Source organism: Haliscomenobacter sp. (genome assembly GCF_040403615.1).
Lineage (GTDB): Bacteria > Bacteroidota > Bacteroidia > Chitinophagales > Saprospiraceae > Haliscomenobacter.
The window spans coordinates 1-17910 of the sequence record NZ_JBBAKG010000074.1 but is presented as its reverse complement, the minus strand read 5'-3'; the positions used below and the strand labels follow the sequence as shown (position 1 = coordinate 17910).

At 47.1% G+C, this 17910-nt stretch carries 18 protein-coding genes; 10 read left to right on the top strand and 8 right to left on the bottom strand.

The genetic code is table 11. The features are described from left to right. The 3 genes from ABW391_RS20450 to ABW391_RS20440 all read right to left on the bottom strand — a co-directional run. Window positions 1-478, bottom strand: a 478-nt coding sequence (locus ABW391_RS20450; protein WP_353483771.1) for an RNA polymerase sigma factor, incomplete at its 3' end; no start/stop codon positions are given. A gap of 103 nt (window positions 479-581) precedes the next feature. After that, entirely contained in the window at window positions 582-1361 is a 780-nt protein-coding gene (locus ABW391_RS20445; protein ID WP_353483770.1) for a hypothetical protein, read from the bottom strand. A gap of 49 nt (window positions 1362-1410) precedes the next feature. Then, window positions 1411-2700: an LVIVD repeat-containing protein gene (locus ABW391_RS20440; RefSeq protein WP_353483769.1), complete on the bottom strand. Its 1290-nt coding sequence runs from the start codon at window positions 2698-2700 to the stop codon at window positions 1411-1413. A gap of 187 nt (window positions 2701-2887) precedes the next feature. Between ABW391_RS20440 and ABW391_RS20435 the strand changes: the two genes are divergently transcribed. Next, the gene (locus ABW391_RS20435; protein WP_353483768.1) at window positions 2888-4690 is read left to right on the top strand and encodes a serine hydrolase; all 1803 of its coding nucleotides are present in this window, start codon (window positions 2888-2890) and stop codon (window positions 4688-4690) included. A gap of 203 nt (window positions 4691-4893) precedes the next feature. Here ABW391_RS20435 and ABW391_RS20430 read toward each other — a convergent pair whose 3' ends face one another. From ABW391_RS20430 to ABW391_RS20420, 3 genes are all read right to left on the bottom strand, one after another. Then, complete coding sequence (locus ABW391_RS20430) at window positions 4894-6066, bottom strand: thiolase family protein (protein WP_353483767.1); 1173 nt, start codon at window positions 6064-6066, stop codon at window positions 4894-4896. A 131-nt stretch (window positions 6067-6197) separates the two neighbouring features. After that, window positions 6198-8585 (bottom strand): 3-hydroxyacyl-CoA dehydrogenase/enoyl-CoA hydratase family protein, encoded by a 2388-nt coding sequence (locus ABW391_RS20425; RefSeq protein ID WP_353483766.1) that lies wholly within the window; start codon window positions 8583-8585, stop codon window positions 6198-6200. A gap of 207 nt (window positions 8586-8792) precedes the next feature. Continuing rightward, window positions 8793-9731, bottom strand: a complete 939-nt coding sequence (locus ABW391_RS20420; RefSeq protein WP_353483765.1) for an NYN domain-containing protein — start codon at window positions 9729-9731, stop codon at window positions 8793-8795. Window positions 9732-10057: 326 nt separating this feature from the next. Between ABW391_RS20420 and ABW391_RS20415 the strand changes: the two genes are divergently transcribed. From ABW391_RS20415 to ABW391_RS20390, 6 genes are all read left to right on the top strand, one after another. Continuing rightward, window positions 10058-10762, top strand: coding sequence for a MotA/TolQ/ExbB proton channel family protein (locus ABW391_RS20415; RefSeq protein ID WP_353483764.1), 705 nt, complete (start codon window positions 10058-10060; stop codon window positions 10760-10762). Window positions 10763-10827: 65 nt separating this feature from the next. Further along, window positions 10828-11232 (top strand): ExbD/TolR family protein, encoded by a 405-nt coding sequence (locus tag ABW391_RS20410; protein ID WP_353483763.1) that lies wholly within the window; start codon window positions 10828-10830, stop codon window positions 11230-11232. Between the two features lie 12 nt (window positions 11233-11244). Further along, window positions 11245-11649 (top strand): ExbD/TolR family protein, encoded by a 405-nt coding sequence (locus ABW391_RS20405; RefSeq protein ID WP_353483762.1) that lies wholly within the window; start codon window positions 11245-11247, stop codon window positions 11647-11649. A 40-nt stretch (window positions 11650-11689) separates the two neighbouring features. Further along, window positions 11690-12580 (top strand): hypothetical protein, encoded by an 891-nt coding sequence (locus tag ABW391_RS20400; RefSeq protein WP_353483761.1) that lies wholly within the window; start codon window positions 11690-11692, stop codon window positions 12578-12580. Window positions 12581-12711: 131 nt separating this feature from the next. Beyond that, entirely contained in the window at window positions 12712-13995 is a 1284-nt protein-coding gene (locus ABW391_RS20395) for a bifunctional folylpolyglutamate synthase/dihydrofolate synthase (protein WP_353483760.1), read from the top strand. Between the two features lie 238 nt (window positions 13996-14233). After that, entirely contained in the window at window positions 14234-14863 is a 630-nt protein-coding gene (locus tag ABW391_RS20390; RefSeq protein WP_353483759.1) for a uracil-DNA glycosylase family protein, read from the top strand. Here ABW391_RS20390 and ABW391_RS20385 read toward each other — a convergent pair. After that, on the bottom strand, window positions 14846-15394 hold the full coding sequence (locus tag ABW391_RS20385) for a thioredoxin family protein (protein WP_353483758.1): 549 nt from the start codon (window positions 15392-15394) through the stop codon (window positions 14846-14848). The genes ABW391_RS20390 and ABW391_RS20385 overlap by 18 nt on opposite strands. An 89-nt stretch (window positions 15395-15483) precedes the next feature. Between ABW391_RS20385 and ABW391_RS20380 the strand changes: the two genes are divergently transcribed. From ABW391_RS20380 to trmD, 3 genes are all read left to right on the top strand, one after another. Then, the gene (locus ABW391_RS20380; protein WP_353483757.1) at window positions 15484-16053 is read left to right on the top strand and encodes a UbiX family flavin prenyltransferase; all 570 of its coding nucleotides are present in this window, start codon (window positions 15484-15486) and stop codon (window positions 16051-16053) included. A gap of 114 nt (window positions 16054-16167) precedes the next feature. Next, window positions 16168-16824, top strand: coding sequence for a BamJ family beta-barrel-assembly machinery protein (bamJ, locus tag ABW391_RS20375; protein ID WP_353483756.1), 657 nt, complete (start codon window positions 16168-16170; stop codon window positions 16822-16824). Window positions 16825-16896: 72 nt separating this feature from the next. Next, window positions 16897-17574, top strand: a complete 678-nt coding sequence (trmD, locus tag ABW391_RS20370; RefSeq protein WP_353483783.1) for a tRNA (guanosine(37)-N1)-methyltransferase TrmD — start codon at window positions 16897-16899, stop codon at window positions 17572-17574. Window positions 17575-17717: 143 nt separating this feature from the next. On the opposite strand, the gene ABW391_RS20365 is transcribed toward trmD, so the two are convergent. Then, a partial coding sequence (locus ABW391_RS20365; protein ID WP_353483755.1) for a DUF6495 family protein occupies window positions 17718-17910 on the bottom strand: 193 nt, incomplete at its 5' end.

The following is a 17910-nucleotide window of genomic DNA, read 5'->3' as shown; positions in this document are numbered from 1 at the left end:
AAGTACCTTCACTCATGCTCAACATTTCGCCGATTTCGGCGTGGGTATATCCTTCGATGGCATACAATCGAAACACCCGCTGACTCTGATCTGGCAATCGATCCACCAGGCTCAGGAGGTCTTCGAGGTACAAATCAGTCAAGGCCGACGAACGGGTAGGCGCGTCGCGGCCCTCTAGTTCCAAAAAGTCAATCTTGCGGGTATTTTGCCGAAAATAATCAGACAAACAATGAAACACCACCCGTCGAATCCAGCCTTCCAGCGATCCACTGAAAGTAAAGGTGTCGATCTTTTGAAAAACCCGCAGAAAACCGTTGTTGATGATTTCCAGGGCCACGTCGCGGTCTTCGGTATAGCGCATACACATCCGCATCATTACCGGAAAGTACTTGCGGTAAAGGAGCTCTTGGTAGTATCGGCTGTTTGCTGCACAGCCGGCTACGATCTCTTTTTCGGTATGTTGCGGGTTTTGCGCCATAAATGCTATCGTGAAAGGATTTGCGTTTAGGCATTTGTTAAACCGCCGGTCATTGAGCGTAGTCGAAATGCCGGCGGTTTAGCAAATGCCTAAACGCAAATCCTCAAAAAATCAATCCAATTTTAAACAACCAGCGGTTCATCTGGTATTTGTTTTCTTTGATCCAGGTAATGGTTTCCCAGTAATCTTCCTTGATGCTGGCGCGTTGGTGCAAAAATCCCAGTTCGGTGCTGAAGTGGGTATTGCCAGCTTTGTTCCACACTACGCCCAGCGCTGGATGGATCCGAAATCCACCGTTGACGCTGTAGGCATCGTTGGTATTGTCTGCTGCCCAGCCGATGCTGTACCCACCGTCCAGCAAGACATAAGCTCGATGCCGACGTGCAGCATTGTTGTAATACCGCAATTCGGCCACAACGGGCACCAAACGGTCGGCACCAATCATTAAGTTTATACCCGTACCCAAGCCGACCCCGAGCCGCGAATTGAGCTGTACGCCTGCGCTGTATTCGAATCCGAATCCGGTATGGCTGTTTGCTATTGTTTCTGCCCCAAAGGGAACAAACAAGGCAAAGTTATTATAAAAACTGCCTGCTTTCAGAAAAGGTTTTTGAGGCATCGACAACCGTTTGACGAGTGAAGCTCGGGTACCTGAAAAAAACTTGTCTACTTTCTCCGCAGGAATGGCCATCTCAATGCCTTCGGTAGTACGCAAAACCAACTCCTTGTTTTGCTCATACTTGAGGATTTCGCCCTGGATTTTTTCGCCCGACTTGAGCACTACCATATCCTTGGTTCCTTTCTTTGCTGGACTGGCGTCTTGTGCCCACAGCGATGAGCTGATTAATACACAAAAGAGTACGAGGTATAAACCGTATTTCATAACCGCTGGTATTGTGTGTTTTTTTGAAAGAGCATTAAAATTAAGTCAATTACTTTGAAATGCTCAGTACACTCAGTTTTTGCAACTTCTTTGGATTGGAATAATCGTATTGGTAAATGCCGTTTTTACCCGTAATGATGGCCAATGATTGCTTCTCCAGGGCAATTACATCAAACGCATCAAAATCCTTGAGGTGTTGCAAAAGGTTTTTGTCGATGGCCAGGTCATCTTTGGCGTTGAAGACTTTTAGGCCTTCATCGCTGTCGCAAATCATCAGGATTTCGCCCGTGATTGACAATCCAATGGGACGATGCAGCGGATACGTTTTGATCAACTTGGGTTGGGTAACGTCGGTAATGTCCAGCACGTTCAGTTCATTTTCAAAGCCTTGGCATGCAGTTCCCTCGTGGAGCGTAACATAAGCCCGATTGTCCTGAGCCACCACCGGATCGCACCTGCGTGCGTGTTGGAAATTGGACAAAAACTTGGGTCTTTCTGGATCGGAAGCGTCAAAGATTTGCATACCCGACATGCCCCCAATGAACAACTTATTGTCATACGGGTAAATGGTCTCAATGTCCCAACCAATGCCCAGGGTATTGGCCAGTTTAGGCGCAATTGCATTTTTGAGGTTAAACACGCGCAAATTGGAGCGATCTACCGTATACAAATGGCTTTCGTTGATCGTAAAGCGAGCAGTAGAGCCCCCTACCCCAACGGTGTTTCCGCCAGGAGCAGCAACCTTGGATCCACTGGAACCAGCGCGTTGCGCATCAAATGCAGCATCAATAAAAAGTCCTCTTCCGCGAAAAAAAATCGGGCCACTTTGATCGCAACTGGGTATACTTTCGGTCACTTTGGTGGGTTTGTAGGTCACCGTGATGCCCAATGCAGGATCGATACCGTAATTGGGAAAGGCATCCTGAATGCGCCCGGCAAACTTAGGATTGGCGGGATCTTCGATGTTGATCATGACCAGGTCTATCCAGCTATCGGCATACAGGATGTTGTTGCGCACCGCCAGGTCGATGTTGCCGGGAATGGGTAAAAAAGAAATGGGAACAGGACTTTTGGGATTGCGATTGTCAATGATGTGCAGGCCTTCTTCGTGTTCGTTGATGATCAGGTAGCCTTCATAAACGTATATTTTTCCTGGTTCTTTCAGCGCTCTGGGGGCTTCGGCAACCACGTCTTTGCGCAGCGCAGCTGGCGTAATAAACACTGGATCGTAGCGAATGTAAGTGGTTGAAGTCTCGCAGGAATCCTTCAAGCAACTGCTCAACACCGTAGCCAATACCAGCCCTAGTGCGCCAGTGAGAAAATGTTTGCGTAACATCATGTCAGGTTTTTTAAGTTTAGTGGGAATCAAAATCCGAAGCAGCTACTTCAATTTGTGAAGACAGCACCCAAATTCAAATTGGTTGGAAAAAGCAGCAGGTTTATCTAAAAATCACCTTTTTTGTGCTTTTTTTAGAGTAAGATTGTCCACAATCCGCAATTATTCTTGAAAAACTCATCTCTACTCTATGAAAAATAACTTTCTCCTCTTATTGCTGCTTTGCACCATCAGCCTGCCTTTGGGTCTTCAAGCGCAAAAAAAGGCCGCTGCTGCTGCTGCCCTTGCCTCAAATCCTTACCAAGACATTGAAACCTACATCGAAAAAGCCCGCAATGACTGGCAGGTTCCGGGGGTGGGTTTGGCCGTGGTGCGCAATGGAAAAATCATCTACGCCAAAGGCTTTGGATTCAAAGACCTGGAACAAAAAACGCCAGTAAGCCCCAATACGCAATTCGCCATCGGGTCTTGCAGCAAAGCTTTCACCGCGTTTGATGTGTGTTTACTGGCGCAGGACGGCAAACTGTCCTTGAGCAAGCCACTGGTAGAATACCTGCCCGATTTCAAGTTACAGGATGAGTATGCTGGCGAAAAATTGACCCCCATCGATATGTTGAGCCATGTTTCGGGGTTGCCCCGCCACGATTTCGCCTGGTACGGATCGGCGCGTACCCGCGAGGAGTTGTACAAATCCATCCACTTGTTTGAGCCCACTTTTAGTTTTCGCCAGCAATGGCAATACAACAATTTCATGTTCATGACCGCTGGTTACCTGGTGGAGCGGCTTTCTGGCCAGAAATGGGAAGAATTTACCCGCAGCAAGATCCTGAATCCATTGGGTATGAAAGAAACCAACTTCTCGGTAGTTGACATGCAAAAGGGCAAGGATTATGCGCTGCCTTACGGCTGGGAAGACAAACCCATGGGCAAAGTAAAAAAACTGGAATTCCGCAACATCGACGCCATGGGGCCTGCCGGATCAATCAACTCCAGCCCCAACGAGATGGCCAAATGGGTTACCATGTTGCTGCGCCAGGGCAAAAACGAAGGGCAGGCTTTGATCTCGCCAGAAATGCACAAGGAGCTGTTTCTGCCACGCAGCATTGTATCTACCGCGCTGGATTCCAGTTACTACACGTTTTACAATCTGTACGGAATGGGCTGGTTCATCACCGATTACCGGGGCCACTTGCGCAACGAACACGGTGGCAACATCGATGGGTTTTCGGCCAGTGTAGCGCTTTATCCGCGCGACTCCCTGGGCATTGTGGTGCTTACCAATATGAATGGCACGGGATTGCCTGGAGTAATCAGAAACTACGTTGCCGACAAATTATTGGGGTTACCCAAAGTGGATTGGAATGAAAAACAACTCAGCACCCTCAAAAAAGCCCTCATAACCCTGGAACAGGTGGCCCAGAAAGAGGATGACAGCCGCAAAAAAGACACCAAGCCCAGCCATCCCCTCAGCGATTATGTGGGCAAATACAAAAACGAGGCCTACGGCACGTTTGAACTCAAACCCAGCGGCGATACCCTGGACGGACAGTTCAATACGCTTCCGCTAAAAATCAGCCATTACCATTACGATGTGTTTACCGCAGAAGTGGAAGCGACCAAAGTCAATCTAGCCCTATTGAGCAACCTCAAAGGCGAGATCGACGCAATGGAAGTCGAGCTGGAAGCAGGGGTAAAACCGATCCGCTTTGAGCGCTTCAACGAAGGCATCAAAACTTCAAAAAGCGATTTGGAAAAATACGTCGGCGAATACGAATTGATGGACGCGAAAATAAAAGTCTTCATTCGCGGAGAAACCCTCTTTGTCAATGTCCCGGGTCAACCCGATTACGAATTGCTGGCCACAGACGACCTTAAATTTGACTTTAAAGCGCTTAAAGGATACCACATCATCTTTGGGGCTGAAGGAGGGAAGGTTAAGACGTTGACTTTTGATCAGCCGAATGGGAAGTTTACAGCCAACAAAAAAGGATGATTTTTCAATATCCAATATCCAATAATCAATGTCCAATATCCAACGCGGGTCGAGATTTTGTAAAAAATACTATTTTCTTTCGCGGAGGTAAATTCTAAAATTTGCCCTACGCGGGCTAAATAATTGATTCATTCCAATCTTCACCCCGCGTTGGACATTGGATATTGATTATTGATTATTGGACATTGAATATAGATTATTGATCATTGAAGGAGTTCGTAAATTCCCGCAATCCCTTGTCCTCCGCCTACACAGGCGGTCACCATGCCGTATTTTTTGCCTTGACGGCGCAGCTCGTTGAACAATTGTGTGGACAATTTGGCGCCAGTACAACCCAGTGGGTGGCCTAAGGCAATGGCTCCGCCGTTGACGTTGACTTTGTTGATGTCCAAACCAGCCTCTTGAACCACCGCTAGTGCTTGAGCAGCAAAAGCTTCATTCAGTTCGATCAGGTCGATGTCATTGAGGGAAATACCTGCTTGCTTTACGGCTTTGGGGATGGCGGCACAAGGGCCGATGCCCATGTACATTGGATCAACGCCACCTACGGAGCAAGCTGCCAAACGCGCAATGGGTTGAAGCCCCAACTGCTTGACCATTTCTTCACTGACCACCAGCACAAACGAAGCCCCATCGGAAGTCTGGGAAGAATTGCCCGCAGTAACCACGCCGCCCATGGCAAAAGCGGGTTTGAGCGCTGCCAAACCAGCCAATGAAGTTTCGCGGCGAACGCCTTCGTCTACGGCTACGGTGAATTCTTTTTCCACCCGCTTGTCGTTTTGCACAAATACTTCTTTCACTTTAACCGGCACGATTTCACCCGCAAACTTACCCTCGTCAATGGCTTTGGCTGCGTTGACGTGAGAGCGCAGGGCAAACTCATCGGCCTTCTCGCGGCTGATGCCGTACTTATGGGCAACTGCCTCGGCCGTATGTCCCATACTGGCCAAATAGTTGGGCGTGGTGCTGGCTACCGAATAGGCAGGAGCCAGCTTGTAGCCCGTCATCGGGATCATGCTCATGCTCTCGGTACCGCCAGCAATGTAGATGTGTCCCATTCCGGCCTTGATTTTGGAAACGGCCATCGAAATGGTTTCCAAGCCGGAGGCACAATAACGGTTGACGGTTACGCCGGGTACTTCTTGTCCCAGGGCACGGAGAGAGATTTGGCGGCCAATTTGAAAGCCTTGCTCTCCTTCCGGGTTGGCACAGCCTACAAATACGTCGTCGACCAATCGGGGATCAAGCTCTGGCACTTGGGCCATCAGGTGCTTGATCACGTCTACTGCCAGGTCATCTGAGCGGTAGTTTTTGAATCCGCCTTTTTTGGAGCGTCCAACGGCGGAACGGTATGCTTTGATGATGTATGCTTCCATTGTTTTCTTTTTCCCACGACTGAACTCGCTTGTTCCTCGATAAAGTCGTGTTTCCCACGACTGAAGTCGTGGGGTAGTGTTATGTGTGGCCTCCCACGACTGAAGTCGTGGGTTGGCTGCGATTCAAAACCTTAGTTGCGGAGTGGCTTGTTCGTTTGCAACATGTGCTGGATGCGTTCCAGGGTCTTTTGCTCACCACAAAGACTGAGGAATGCTTCGCGTTCGAGATCCAGTAGGTATTGTTCCGACACCACTTGTGTACCGCTGAGGTCGCCACCACAAAGTACCCAGGCAATTTTGTGGGCGATTTTGATGTCGTGTTCAGAGGCAAATCGGCCCAGTTTTAGCTCGTTGGCGGCAACATACAGCGCCGCTAATCCAGTTTGACCGAGTACAGTCACTTGTTTGCGCAGTGGCTGGGTATAATTTGGCGCCAGTTCCAGCACTTTTTTCTTGGCTTCGGCAATTGCGCGGTCTTTGTTCATCACGATCAGGTCGCGCTCGGGCAACAGGTACCGGTGGTTGAAAGCTTCTGATCCAGAAGTACTGACTCCAGCCGTAGCGATGGTTTTGAAGCGTTCGATCAAAGTAGGAATCAATACTTCTCCTTCTTTGAATTCGTCGGAGGCACGTACCGCAAACTCTTTGGTACCGCCACCGCCAGGGATTACGCCGATGCCTACTTCCACCAAACCGATGTACGATTCTGCGGATACGGTAGCGGCATCTGCGTGCATCAGCAATTCGCAACCACCGCCAAATACGTATCCTTGGGTCGCAACAACCACTGGAATACTGGAATAACGGGCCCGCATCGTCGTTTGTTGAAAGACGTTGACCGCCATGTTCAACTCCTCAAATTCGCCTTGGTAGGCCAATTGCGCAATCATGAAAATGTTGGCGCCGACGCTAAAGTTGGTGCCATTGTTGCCAATCACCAGGCCATTCCATTGCCCATCTTCGGCAATCTGGATGGCCTCGTTGATGCCGCGCAAGACACCTTCGCCAATGGAATTGTAGGGGCTAGTAAATTCCAGACACAAAACGCCATCGCCAATGTCGTGCAAAATCACCTCGTTGTTTTTGAACACCGGAGCAGCATCGCGGTAATTGTCCAAAACGATCAAGGACTCCCGGCCAGGGATAGCGGCATAAGTTTTGGTAGCAGGATCGTAACAGAGGCGTTGTCCACCTACCCGCTTGTAAAAGCTGGTATGGCCAGCAGCGTGCATTTCTTTTACCCAATCGGCAATTTTTTCGCCTTGGGATTCAGCGGTTTGGATGCCTTTTTCCAATCCGATCAGGTCCCAGTATTCAAAAGGGCCATATTCCCAGCCATAACCCGCCTTCATGGCATCGTCGATGCTGTACAGGTGAACGGTTATTTCGGGAATGCGGTTGGAAGAGTAAGCAAACAGGCCGTTGAGCGATTTTTGCACCAGTTGACCACCCGCATCGGGTGAGTCGTATAAAGCACTAATGCGCTTGGGCACATCCTCAATGTTTTTGCTCAGTTTTAAGCTGGCCAAATCCGACTTGGCCGAGGGTTCGTATTGTAGTGTGTTCAGATTGAGGGCCAGGATGACCGGGCGGCCTTTGTCATCCTTTTCACTGGTCTTTTTGTAAAAACCCTGACCAGTTTTATTTCCGAGAAACTTGTTGTCTAGTAAAAACTGCAAATACGCAGGGACTTCAAAAGCGCCAGCTTGCTCGTCATTGGGGCAATTGGCTTTGATTCCTTTGATCACGTTGGCGGCAGTATCGTGGCCTACCAGGTCACCTAGGCGGAAAGTACCCGTTTTGGGGCGGGCTAGAGAGGGACCGGTCAATACGTCTACGTCTTCGATGCGCAAGCCCAGCTCAGTAGTGAGTTGGTAGATTTTGGCCATGGCATACACCCCAACCCGGTTGCCGATGAAGGCGGGCGTATCTTTACAAAGAACGGTTTGTTTGCCCAGGTGGATGTCTCCATACTGCATGAAAAAGTCCACCATTTCTGGTTTGGTTTTGGCAGTTGGGATGACTTCAAACAAGCGCAAGTAGCGGGGCGGATTGAAAAAATGCGTACCACAGAAATTGGCCTGAAAATCTTCGCTGCGCCCTTCCAGCATCAGGTGAATGGGAATACCCGAAGTATTGGAAGTTACGTATGAACCCGTTCTGCGGTATTGGTCTACTTTTTCAAAAACCTTCTTTTTGATGTCCAGGTTTTCTACCACCACTTCGATGATCCAGTCACAATCTGCGATCTTGGGCATGTCGTCGTCGAAATTCCCTGTTTTGACCCGGCTGGCAAAGTTTTTATCAAACAAGGCGGCTGGTTTAGATTTCAGGGCGTTGTCCAGGGCTTGATTGACGATGCGATTGCGGGCGGCGGGGTTGTTTTTGTCCTCTTCTTTGAGGTCAAACGGGACGATGTCGAGCATGAGTACTTCCAGGCCAATGTTGGCCAAATGGCAAGCAATACCTGCACCCATCACTCCCGAACCCAATACCGCAGCTTTTCTGATTCTTTTCATGTTAAAAGCAGCGTTGTGGTTGGTTGAAATTGGCAATGATAATTTTAGCGAATTTTCGCTAATCATGCAAATTTAGACATTAAGTTGGAAGGGAAAAGCGAAAGCGGATAAAAAATTTACAGTCTTGCCGCATAAAAAAAACAATGGCCAATTTCGAGAATTTACCGTTCGAAAATTGGCCATTGTTTTGCCCGTAAAAATACTAAACTATTCTACTACAATCACTTCTTTAGCCATCATGCGGCCGTCTTCCTTTGGTTCGAGTGAAAACTGTACACTGTCGCCAATTTCAAGGTCGTTGAAGTCGTAATCTACCAAACTACTGAAGTGGAAGAATACGTTATTGGGTGGATATTTGATAAAACCGTACCCTTCTTTCAAGGAAAGGATGGTACTGTCGTGGAATTCATCCGTACTCGTCGCTGCTTCTCCCGAACCCTGCCAATTGGTGACTTGCTTGTGAGAGATTTTAGCCTCTGTTTTGGGCACAAACAGGCTACTTACAATGGCTTCACTTTTCGGCGAATAATCATCGATGATGTCGTGCATGGCAATTGGGTAGGAAACACTGGAAACCAATTCATTGGAGGTACGCGTACTAAAGCGGTTGCCTTCTTCGTCGGTGTACTCAAAGTTCCAGTGAAGCAACATTACCCGACTACCCAGCGAATGGAGTTTGCGTACCAACGGTGAATAGTCGCCATCAGCTGCCAGGATCACTACTACATCAAATCGCTTGTAGAAGGTCATTTCGAAAGCCTCCAGTGCCAACCATACATCGATTCCTTTTTCCTGCCAGCGACCATGAAAGTTTCTAACGGGCAAATAGTGTACGGATACACCTTCACTCATCAAAATATCGTCAAAAGCACGTTCGAAGTAAAGCAAGTTACCTCTTTGGCTCGCTTCGCTAGCGCTCAAACGTCCCCTGAAGTAATGTGCGTCGATGATCTGGCAGCGGTGGAATTCTTCTTCTTCTTCAATAGCTACTTGTTTGCGAACAAAATCATGTAAACCACGAATGCTGATTCGGCTACGTCGGTCGTGTACATAATTGTAGTAGTTACTCACCTGCAGAAAATAGTGGCCGTCATAAAAGACGCCAATGCGGATTAATCCGGCCTTAGAATTTGGAAAGCTTGTCATTTATTATTTATCTGTTTTCAAAAAAAATATACATGCCATTCATTATCTGGACTTTGTTGTCGACTTAAAAGGGTAACTTTTTCTTAATTTATAGGGGAATGAGGCAGCTAAACTAAGGTTTTAAAAAAAATCATATCATCAGGTTCTGAGAAAGTGTAATTTGGATGCGAAAGATCGCACAATAGTACGAATTTTCCAAAAACAATTTTCTTTAAATTCGGATTAAAGATTTCTTAAAATGTTAATTTTGGCCTTTCAGGATATACTTATCCGGGAAAGCGCTTCGTTTTGAAGCGAAATTTCGAGCAAACCAAAACATTTTTTCCATGCTACTGAACATTCTGTTGCTACAAGCTGGTTTAGATTCCACTACACAAGATGCTGTTGAAAGTACAAGTGTTGCTTCCAGAAGCACCCTTGATTTATTGATGGAAGGCGGTCCTGCGGGGGTAATCATCAGTTTTCTGATTATCGTGATGTCTTTCATTGCGGTGATTATCTTCTTTGAACGTTATCGAATGATCAAACGTGCTTCTCGGGTGGATGAAAACTTCATGAATAACATTCGGGCGAATGTGAAAAACGGAAATACTGCGGCGGCTCGCGCATTGTGCCAGGCCAGCGGTTCACCAGTTGCAATGATGGTAGAGAAAGGCATCATGCGCATTGGCAAGCCCGTGCGCGACATTGAGCACGCCATCGAAAACGTAGGCAAAATTGAGCTTTCCAAAATGGAAAAGAACCTGAATTTCTTGAGCATCATCGCTGGTGTGGCGCCGATGTTTGGTTTCTTGGGTACCATTGCGGGGATGATTCAAACATTCTCTTCTCTTGCAGAATCCAACAACCTGACCATCGGGGTTATTGCTGGGGGGATTTATGTAAAAATGTTTACCTCCGCCCTGGGTTTGATCGTAGGGATCATGGCGTTCATTTTTTACAACCTGCTCAATGGCATGATTGACCGCGTGGTAGACAACATGGAACTCAGTACCTTCGATTTCATCGATATGTTGCAAGAACCGAGCTAAATAGTCCTTTTTCATTATTCAATGGTGCTCAAATTTGATTTGGGCATTGCAATATCTTTGTAATCATGGCCATACGAGAAAAGAAAAGGGAACTGACGGAGGTAAACCTCACCTCCATGACCGACATTATCTTTATGTTGCTCATTTTTTTTATGTTGACTTCTACTTTGATCAAAGTAGTACCCTTTGAGCTGCCCGAATCTTTTTCGAGGGCAAAAGCCCCCATCAAGATTACCGTTGAAATCCGTTCGGCAGATCAAGGCTATGAAGTGAATGACACCCCAACTACGGAAGAGGAGTTGAAAAATGTCATTGCGCTGGCCATCGAAGCGAAGAAAGCCAGCAAAGAAGACATTACCGTAACAATAATCGCTGAGAAAGGTGTCCAATTTCAAAAAGTAACCGATGTGATCAAAATTGCCAATAGCCTGGGAACCAAAGCTATCCTGGCAACTCAACCTCACACCTAGAATCAAAAGCGCATGAATTTACGCAATCGAGAACGTCGGGGAGGAGGAGAACACGGCATGAATTCCATGACCGACATCATCTTCATTTTGTTGATGTTTTTCATGATGACTTCTACCCTGACCGCACCCAGCGCCCTTAATTTGCAATTGCCCGGCAATTCCAAAACAACGGCCAACAAAGCCAAAGAGCGGCTGACCGATGTAGGGATTGAGCCCGATGGCAGTTACCTGCTCAATGGGCGCTTGGCCAGTTTGTTGTTGGTGCAAGACCAGCTCAAGTCATTGCGTGCCGGTAGCTTGGAGGACGTTTATGTGACCGTTTCTCCTGCACCTGAAGCACCGGTAGAAAAAGTAGTAGAGATTATGGATCTTACTTATCAGTTGGGCATCAATGCGATATTGAATACCGCTGAATAAGGATTTATTTTTTGCGTCATAAAAGAAACGCCTTACGATCATGGCAGCTAAAATATCTGCTTTTGAAAGCAAAGTTAGAAAACAGGGCTTGATCCTCAGCATCGTGATTCACACCATCGTGATCCTGCTGATGTTGATAGCACAAACCCATACGCCCAAGCCACCTCTTCCGCCAATTGAAGGGGTTTTGGTCAATTTGGGTTTGCCAGATGTTGGTCAAGGGAACGAAAACACCCCCGGCCCGCCTGTGCCTACCCCTGCTCCACCCAAGGTAAAGCCAGATCCAACTGAAAAGACGCCTGCTTTACCGGATAAAAAGAATCCACCTCCGCCCAGCAAACCCAACAAATCGGAACCCAAACCAACGGTAACGACAGAGGATCCCAATGCGATTGCCATTCGCGAACGGCAGGAAAAAGACCGCAAAGCCCGCGAAGAATCGGATCGGGTAGCGCGTCAAAATGAAGAAACTCAACGCCGTGCAGACGATGAAAAACGCCGCAAGGAAGCTGAAGCCAAAGCCACCAAAGACCAAATTGGCGGCCTTTTTGGTGGCGGTGGCAAAGGTTCGGGCAAAGGAAATACTGGCAAACCTGGCAACCAGGGAGATCCCGATGGCGATCCCAACTCTAAAGTGTTGGAGGGAATCACTACCGGAAAAGGGTCTGTTGGGGGAAGCTTGGGCAATCGCAGCATTGTCACTGCCCCTCGAATTACCGACAATTCATCATTGGAAGGAACAGTGGTGGTTGCCGTATGCGTAGACCAATCGGGTTCGGTTGTTTCAGCCGATTTTACACAAAAAGGTTCCACTACCTCAGATGGTACGCTGGTCAACCTAGCCCTCAATAACGCCCGGAAATGGCGTTTTTCACCCGGTGACGTAGATCGCCAATGTGGAACTGTGACGTATCGATTTAAAGTACAATAGCCTTTTTTAAGGTATTGCGGGTTGAGCGTGGAGCGAAGCCGCACTCCCCCCGGCGCTTCGGCTTCGCTCAGCGACCGGCGGGGAGGCGGCTTGGCTCTACGCTCAACCCGCAATGCCCTAATACACTGAAGATGTCTTACCAACAAGTCCTTGAGTACCTCTTTGCACAACTCCCTATGTACCACCGAATTGGTGGCGCCGCTTTCAAAAAAGACCTCACCAATACTAAAGCGCTGCTTAATTTTCTCGGCAATCCGCAACACCAATACCCAACCATTCACGTAGGTGGCACCAATGGGAAAGGTTCTACATCGCACATGCTGAGCTCGATTTTGCAAGCCAACGGCATGAAAACTGGTTTGTACATTTCGCCGCATTACCGCGACATCCGGGAACGGATCAAAGTCAATGGACAGTACATTCCCCGCAAAAACTTGGTGGAATTCGTTGAAAAAATGAAGCCACTCATCGCTGAGATTCAACCCTCTTTTTTTGAACTGATGGTTGCAATGGCTTTTGACCACTTCGCCAAAGTTAAGGTAGATGTGGCCGTCATCGAAGTTGGGTTAGGCGGAAGACTGGACAGCACCAATGTCATTACGCCAGAATTGAGCATCATCACCAACATCAGTTTTGATCACATGCAGTTTTTGGGAAATACCCTGACTTCTATTGCCAGCGAAAAAGCGGGGATCATCAAACCCAATGTGCCAGCGGTGATTGGTGAAACGAACCAGGAAAGCGCACCGGTCTTTATAGAAAAAGCGCAGCAAGAACAGGCAGTCCTCTTTTTTGCCGACCAGCATTACCAGGCCAAGATAGTGAAGGAAGACTTGCAAAATACCTATTATGATGTGTATCACGAAGGTCAATTGCGCTTTCAGTCCTTGCCCGTAAACCTGCACGCCAACTATCAAGTCTTTAATCTTCAAACCGTTTTACAGGCTGTCGATTGTCTTCCTAAAGCTTGGAACATCACCGAAGAGGCATTGAAGTCTGGTTTGAAAAACCTGGTTGCTTCCACTCGCTTTATCGGTCGCTGGCAAATACTACACCAAGAACCAACCATCATTGCCGATAGCGCCCACAATGAAGCCGGACTGGAGCTGGCCATGAATGAATTGGCCAAGATCTCCCATCAGCAGCTGCACCTGGTGATCGGGGTACTCAAAGACAAAGACCTGAGTAAAATGCTGCCATTGCTGCCTACTGAAGGGATATATTATTTTGCCAAACCCAATATTCCCCGAGGAATGGATGCGGCTGAACTTCAGCAAGCGGCACTCAAAAGTGGCCTTAAAGGGAAGGTGTATAGTTCGGTCAGAAATGCGTACAAAGCTGCCCGGAGGCATGCACAACCCGAAGATGTGGTATATGTGGGTGGAAGTATTTTTGTTTTGGCGGAGATTCTTTGAAGCAAAAAAAAAGGTGCTCCTTGAAGAGAAGCACCCACATAAACTATAAACAAACAAAAAACATTAGCTATTTGAGATCAGGGTGAAACGTGTCAACCCCGAATTCGTTCACGAAGTACGTGAAATTACGATTTATTCTCGCTTTTTTTAGACAAAAAAGAAGAAACATACCGCAAATATACCATCAATGATCGTTGCGCAAAGTATTTCTACTCATTTTTCAAACTTAGCTTCCCACATGCCCGCTTTGCCTTCAGGCGTAGAGTGGCTAAATCCTATGGGTGAAAATCAGGAAACCAGGGAAATTTTTCAAGTTTTTTTAGAAAAATTCTACTCCGATTCCCAGCCTCGTGAGCTGATTATGGGGATCAACCCAGGCAGATTCGGCGGTGGCATTACCAACGTCGCTTTCACCGATCCCTTGCATTTGGAAAGAGAATTGGGCATTCCCAGCACCTTTCCCAAAAAACCTGAACTCTCTGCACATTTCGTATACTTAGTCATTCACGCTTATGGTGGCATCAAGCCCTTTTACGATCGGTTTTTCGTTACTTCGGTTTGTCCGTTCGGTTTTGTCAAATATGGCAAAAACTACAACTACTACGACGAAAAACCTTTGCAAAATGCCGCAACCCCCTTTATCAAATACCACCTCGAAGCCATGATCAATTCCTGCAACATGAGCCGCGAGCGTTGTTTTTGCCTCGGTGAAGGCAAAAATTATACCTTCCTCAAGGAGCTGAATAGACAAAAAGGATATTTTAAGGAAGTAGTGCCACTCCCCCACCCTAGATTCATCATGCAATACAAACGCAAATCGCTGGATGCCTACGTGCAAAAATACCTGGACTTACTTGGTAGCCTTTAGGTATTGCTCGTAGGTTTTGCCATTGTAATGCTCTTCCCCTACAAATTTCAGCTCGGGAAGGATTTGTTCCGGTGTTTTGTACCCTGGAGAAATCGTTACGCGTTGAAATTTTTCATCCAGATACACAAAGGATGGATAACTCAACTGCCCATCCAAAAGGGAATAAGCCAATTCATGTACCCCTCTGTTTCCAGAAGCAATGTATTTGAAGGTATGGTCACCGAAAGTAACGTTGGCTTTTTGCTCCGCATTGAACTTTACGGCATAGAAATGCTTGTTCATTACCTCGGCCACCTTGGGGTCGGTAAAAGTGGAAGCATCCATGCGCTTGCACCAGCCGCACCAATCCGTAAAACAATCGATGAAAATTTTCTTTTTCTCTTTTTTATTGGCTTCAACCGCTTCTTGCCAGGTCATCCATTTGATGACGGCAGCTTTTGGAGTGCTTTTGGCCTGATTCAAGGGGCGAAAAGCAAATAAAGCCAATGCTACCCCTACAATTAATAATGCGCCTGTCAAAACTTTTTTCATGCCTAAACCATTTTAGCGTTACCAATAAAGAACGAATCCCGTTGTTGAAAAGTTGGATGGTCCTTCTTTTTTAAAAATGCTAAGTCCGCATGGCTACAAATGTACAAAAAATAGTATTGTCAATTGGCGGTTCCAGCGGAGCCATCTACGCCAAATTGCTGATGGATCGGCTGGTTCAGCTCCAGGATCAATGGGAAAAAGTTGGTGTAGTGATGAGCAACAATGCCCAATTCAACTGGGAATATGAACTCGGCAATCGGGATTACAACCAATATCCTTTCGATTTTTATGACAAAAACGACTTCATGGCGCCTTTTGCTTCGGGTTCTGCCCGCTACACCACCATGATCGTTTGTCCCTGTTCGATGGGTTTATTGGGGAGAATAGCGACAGGTATGTCTTCGGATTTGAGTACCCGTGCAGCCGATGTGATCTTGAAAGAACGCCGCAAACTCATCCTGGTACTGCGCGAAACGCCTTATAACCTGATCCACATCAACAACATGAAAACCGTGACGGAAGCGGGTGGCATCATCTGCCCGGCTACGCCTTCGTTTTATTCCCGGCCAAGCACCATTGATGAATTGGCGCTCACGGTGGTAGATCGCGTACTTGATTTGGCAGGTCTTGATCCCAGCACTTACCGCTGGAATGAATGAGCAATTGCATCAACACTTCAGCAAATTATCACAGCATCGCCTCTGCTAGTCAATATTTTTTACCTTTGTGCGTTCTTTTTCCCAACTCATTCTGTTTCGAAAAAAAATCAAACCATGAAAAAGACTACGATTCTTTGCATCGTTTTTTCATTATTCATCAGCGGCCTCTGGGCTCAAAATCAAATTAGCAAAATGGATTCTGTTAGTTACAATCTTGGCATCTTGATTGCCCAAAACCTCAAGAGACAAGGTTTAGAAAAAATCAATCCTGCCCAGTTGGCCAAAGGTGTTGAAGACGCATTGGCTGGTGTAAGTGTTGATTTGGCCAAATGCAACGAGTCTGTATCCCAGTACATTCAGGGAGCACAGGCCAAGAAATTCGAAGGCAACATTGCCAAAGGCAAACAATTCCTGGAGGAAAACAAAAAGCGTCCGGGAGTAACCACTACGGCTTCTGGCTTGCAATACGAAATCATGAAAGCGGGTACTGGTGCAAAACCAACTGCTGCGGATAAAGTTACCGTACACTACCACGGCACTTTGTTGGATGGTACTATTTTTGACAGTTCTGTTGACCGTGGTCAGCCTGCCACCTTTGGCGTGACTCAGGTTATCCAGGGTTGGATAGAAGGCTTGCAATTGATGCCCCTTGGCTCCAAGTTCAAGTTTGTCATCCCTTACCAATTGGCATATGGCGAGCAAGCGGCAAGTGAAGAAATCGGCCCTTACTCCACGCTTGTTTTCGAAGTTGAACTGCTGAAAATTAATTAAGATATGGCTTGGGTTGTACGCAAGCTTAAGTCTTGGGTACAACCCAACCTCCAAATCTTAAAACCCATCAAGATGCGCATCGACATCATCTCCGTTATCCCCGAGCTTTTAGACAGCCCTTTTGCCCATTCCATCATGAAACGAGCCAGTGACAAGGGCTTGTTGCAAGTGGAAATGCACAATTTGAGGGAATTTGGATTGGGGCGGCACCGCCAGGTAGACGACTACCAGTTTGGCGGTGGAGCAGGCATGGTGATGATGATTGAGCCAATTGTAGCCTGTTTGGAAAAACTACAGTCCGAACGGCGATACGATGAAGTCATTTTTATGACCCCCGACGGCCAGCGTTTTGAGCAAAAAACAGCCAACCGCTTGTCGATGAAAGAGAACCTCATCATCCTTTGTGGTCACTACAAAGGCATCGATGAGCGCATTCGCGAGCATTTCATTACCATGGAAATCTCGATAGGCGATTTTGTACTTTCCGGCGGCGAATTGCCCGCTGCACTGGTGGTTGATGCCATCGGGAGATTGATTCCTGGCGTGCTCAACGATGAGACGTCTGCGCTGTTCGATTCTTTTCAAGACAATTTGCTTGCTCCGCCAGTTTATACCCGTCCTGCGGAATACCGGGGCTGGTCGGTTCCTGATGTATTGCTTTCCGGCAATTTCAAAGAAATTGAAGATTGGCGCTACGACGAAGCCTTGCGCCGTACCCAGACCAGAAGACCCGATATACTGGAAGATTAAAAACTTCTTTGATCGCGTCTAAGTAGTGGGGCAAAAATAAGTGTTCATTTTTATTGAGCCATAGGATTAGATAAGACACTTAAAATGAATTGTTTACTTATCTAATCCTATGGCAAAAATGAACACTTATTTTTTTGTCGCCCCTAATCTTTTTGACCCAATTGTGCAGCCAATAACTCAAACATCCACCCACTTTTGGCAATCAGCGCACCATTATCAAGCATGCGGAAAATTTCCGCTTCCCGATCATTGTTTTGGTAAGCCTTTTCAGCAGTGTAAATGCGCATGTGCAATTGACCTTCTTGCATTTTTTGGGCAACCAACTCCACCGAATCT

Coding starts and splice junctions, on each gene's coding strand:
- ABW391_RS20385 (WP_353483758.1), bottom strand. CDS start 15,394: ATGAAAAAAGTTTTGACAGGCGCATTATTAATTGTAGGGGTAGCATTG.
- ABW391_RS20390 (WP_353483759.1), top strand. CDS start 14,234: ATGCCCGCTTTGCCTTCAGGCGTAGAGTGGCTAAATCCTATGGGTGAA.
- ABW391_RS20400 (WP_353483761.1), top strand. CDS start 11,690: ATGGCAGCTAAAATATCTGCTTTTGAAAGCAAAGTTAGAAAACAGGGC.
- ABW391_RS20420 (WP_353483765.1), bottom strand. CDS start 9,731: ATGACAAGCTTTCCAAATTCTAAGGCCGGATTAATCCGCATTGGCGTC.
- ABW391_RS20435 (WP_353483768.1), top strand. CDS start 2,888: ATGAAAAATAACTTTCTCCTCTTATTGCTGCTTTGCACCATCAGCCTG.
- ABW391_RS20405 (WP_353483762.1), top strand. CDS start 11,245: ATGAATTTACGCAATCGAGAACGTCGGGGAGGAGGAGAACACGGCATG.
- ABW391_RS20415 (WP_353483764.1), top strand. CDS start 10,058: ATGCTACTGAACATTCTGTTGCTACAAGCTGGTTTAGATTCCACTACA.
- ABW391_RS20445 (WP_353483770.1), bottom strand. CDS start 1,361: ATGAAATACGGTTTATACCTCGTACTCTTTTGTGTATTAATCAGCTCA.
- bamJ (WP_353483756.1), top strand. CDS start 16,168: ATGAAAAAGACTACGATTCTTTGCATCGTTTTTTCATTATTCATCAGC.
- ABW391_RS20395 (WP_353483760.1), top strand. CDS start 12,712: ATGTCTTACCAACAAGTCCTTGAGTACCTCTTTGCACAACTCCCTATG.
- ABW391_RS20430 (WP_353483767.1), bottom strand. CDS start 6,066: ATGGAAGCATACATCATCAAAGCATACCGTTCCGCCGTTGGACGCTCC.
- ABW391_RS20425 (WP_353483766.1), bottom strand. CDS start 8,585: ATGAAAAGAATCAGAAAAGCTGCGGTATTGGGTTCGGGAGTGATGGGT.
- trmD (WP_353483783.1), top strand. CDS start 16,897: ATGCGCATCGACATCATCTCCGTTATCCCCGAGCTTTTAGACAGCCCT.
- ABW391_RS20440 (WP_353483769.1), bottom strand. CDS start 2,700: ATGATGTTACGCAAACATTTTCTCACTGGCGCACTAGGGCTGGTATTG.
- ABW391_RS20380 (WP_353483757.1), top strand. CDS start 15,484: ATGGCTACAAATGTACAAAAAATAGTATTGTCAATTGGCGGTTCCAGC.
- ABW391_RS20410 (WP_353483763.1), top strand. CDS start 10,828: ATGGCCATACGAGAAAAGAAAAGGGAACTGACGGAGGTAAACCTCACC.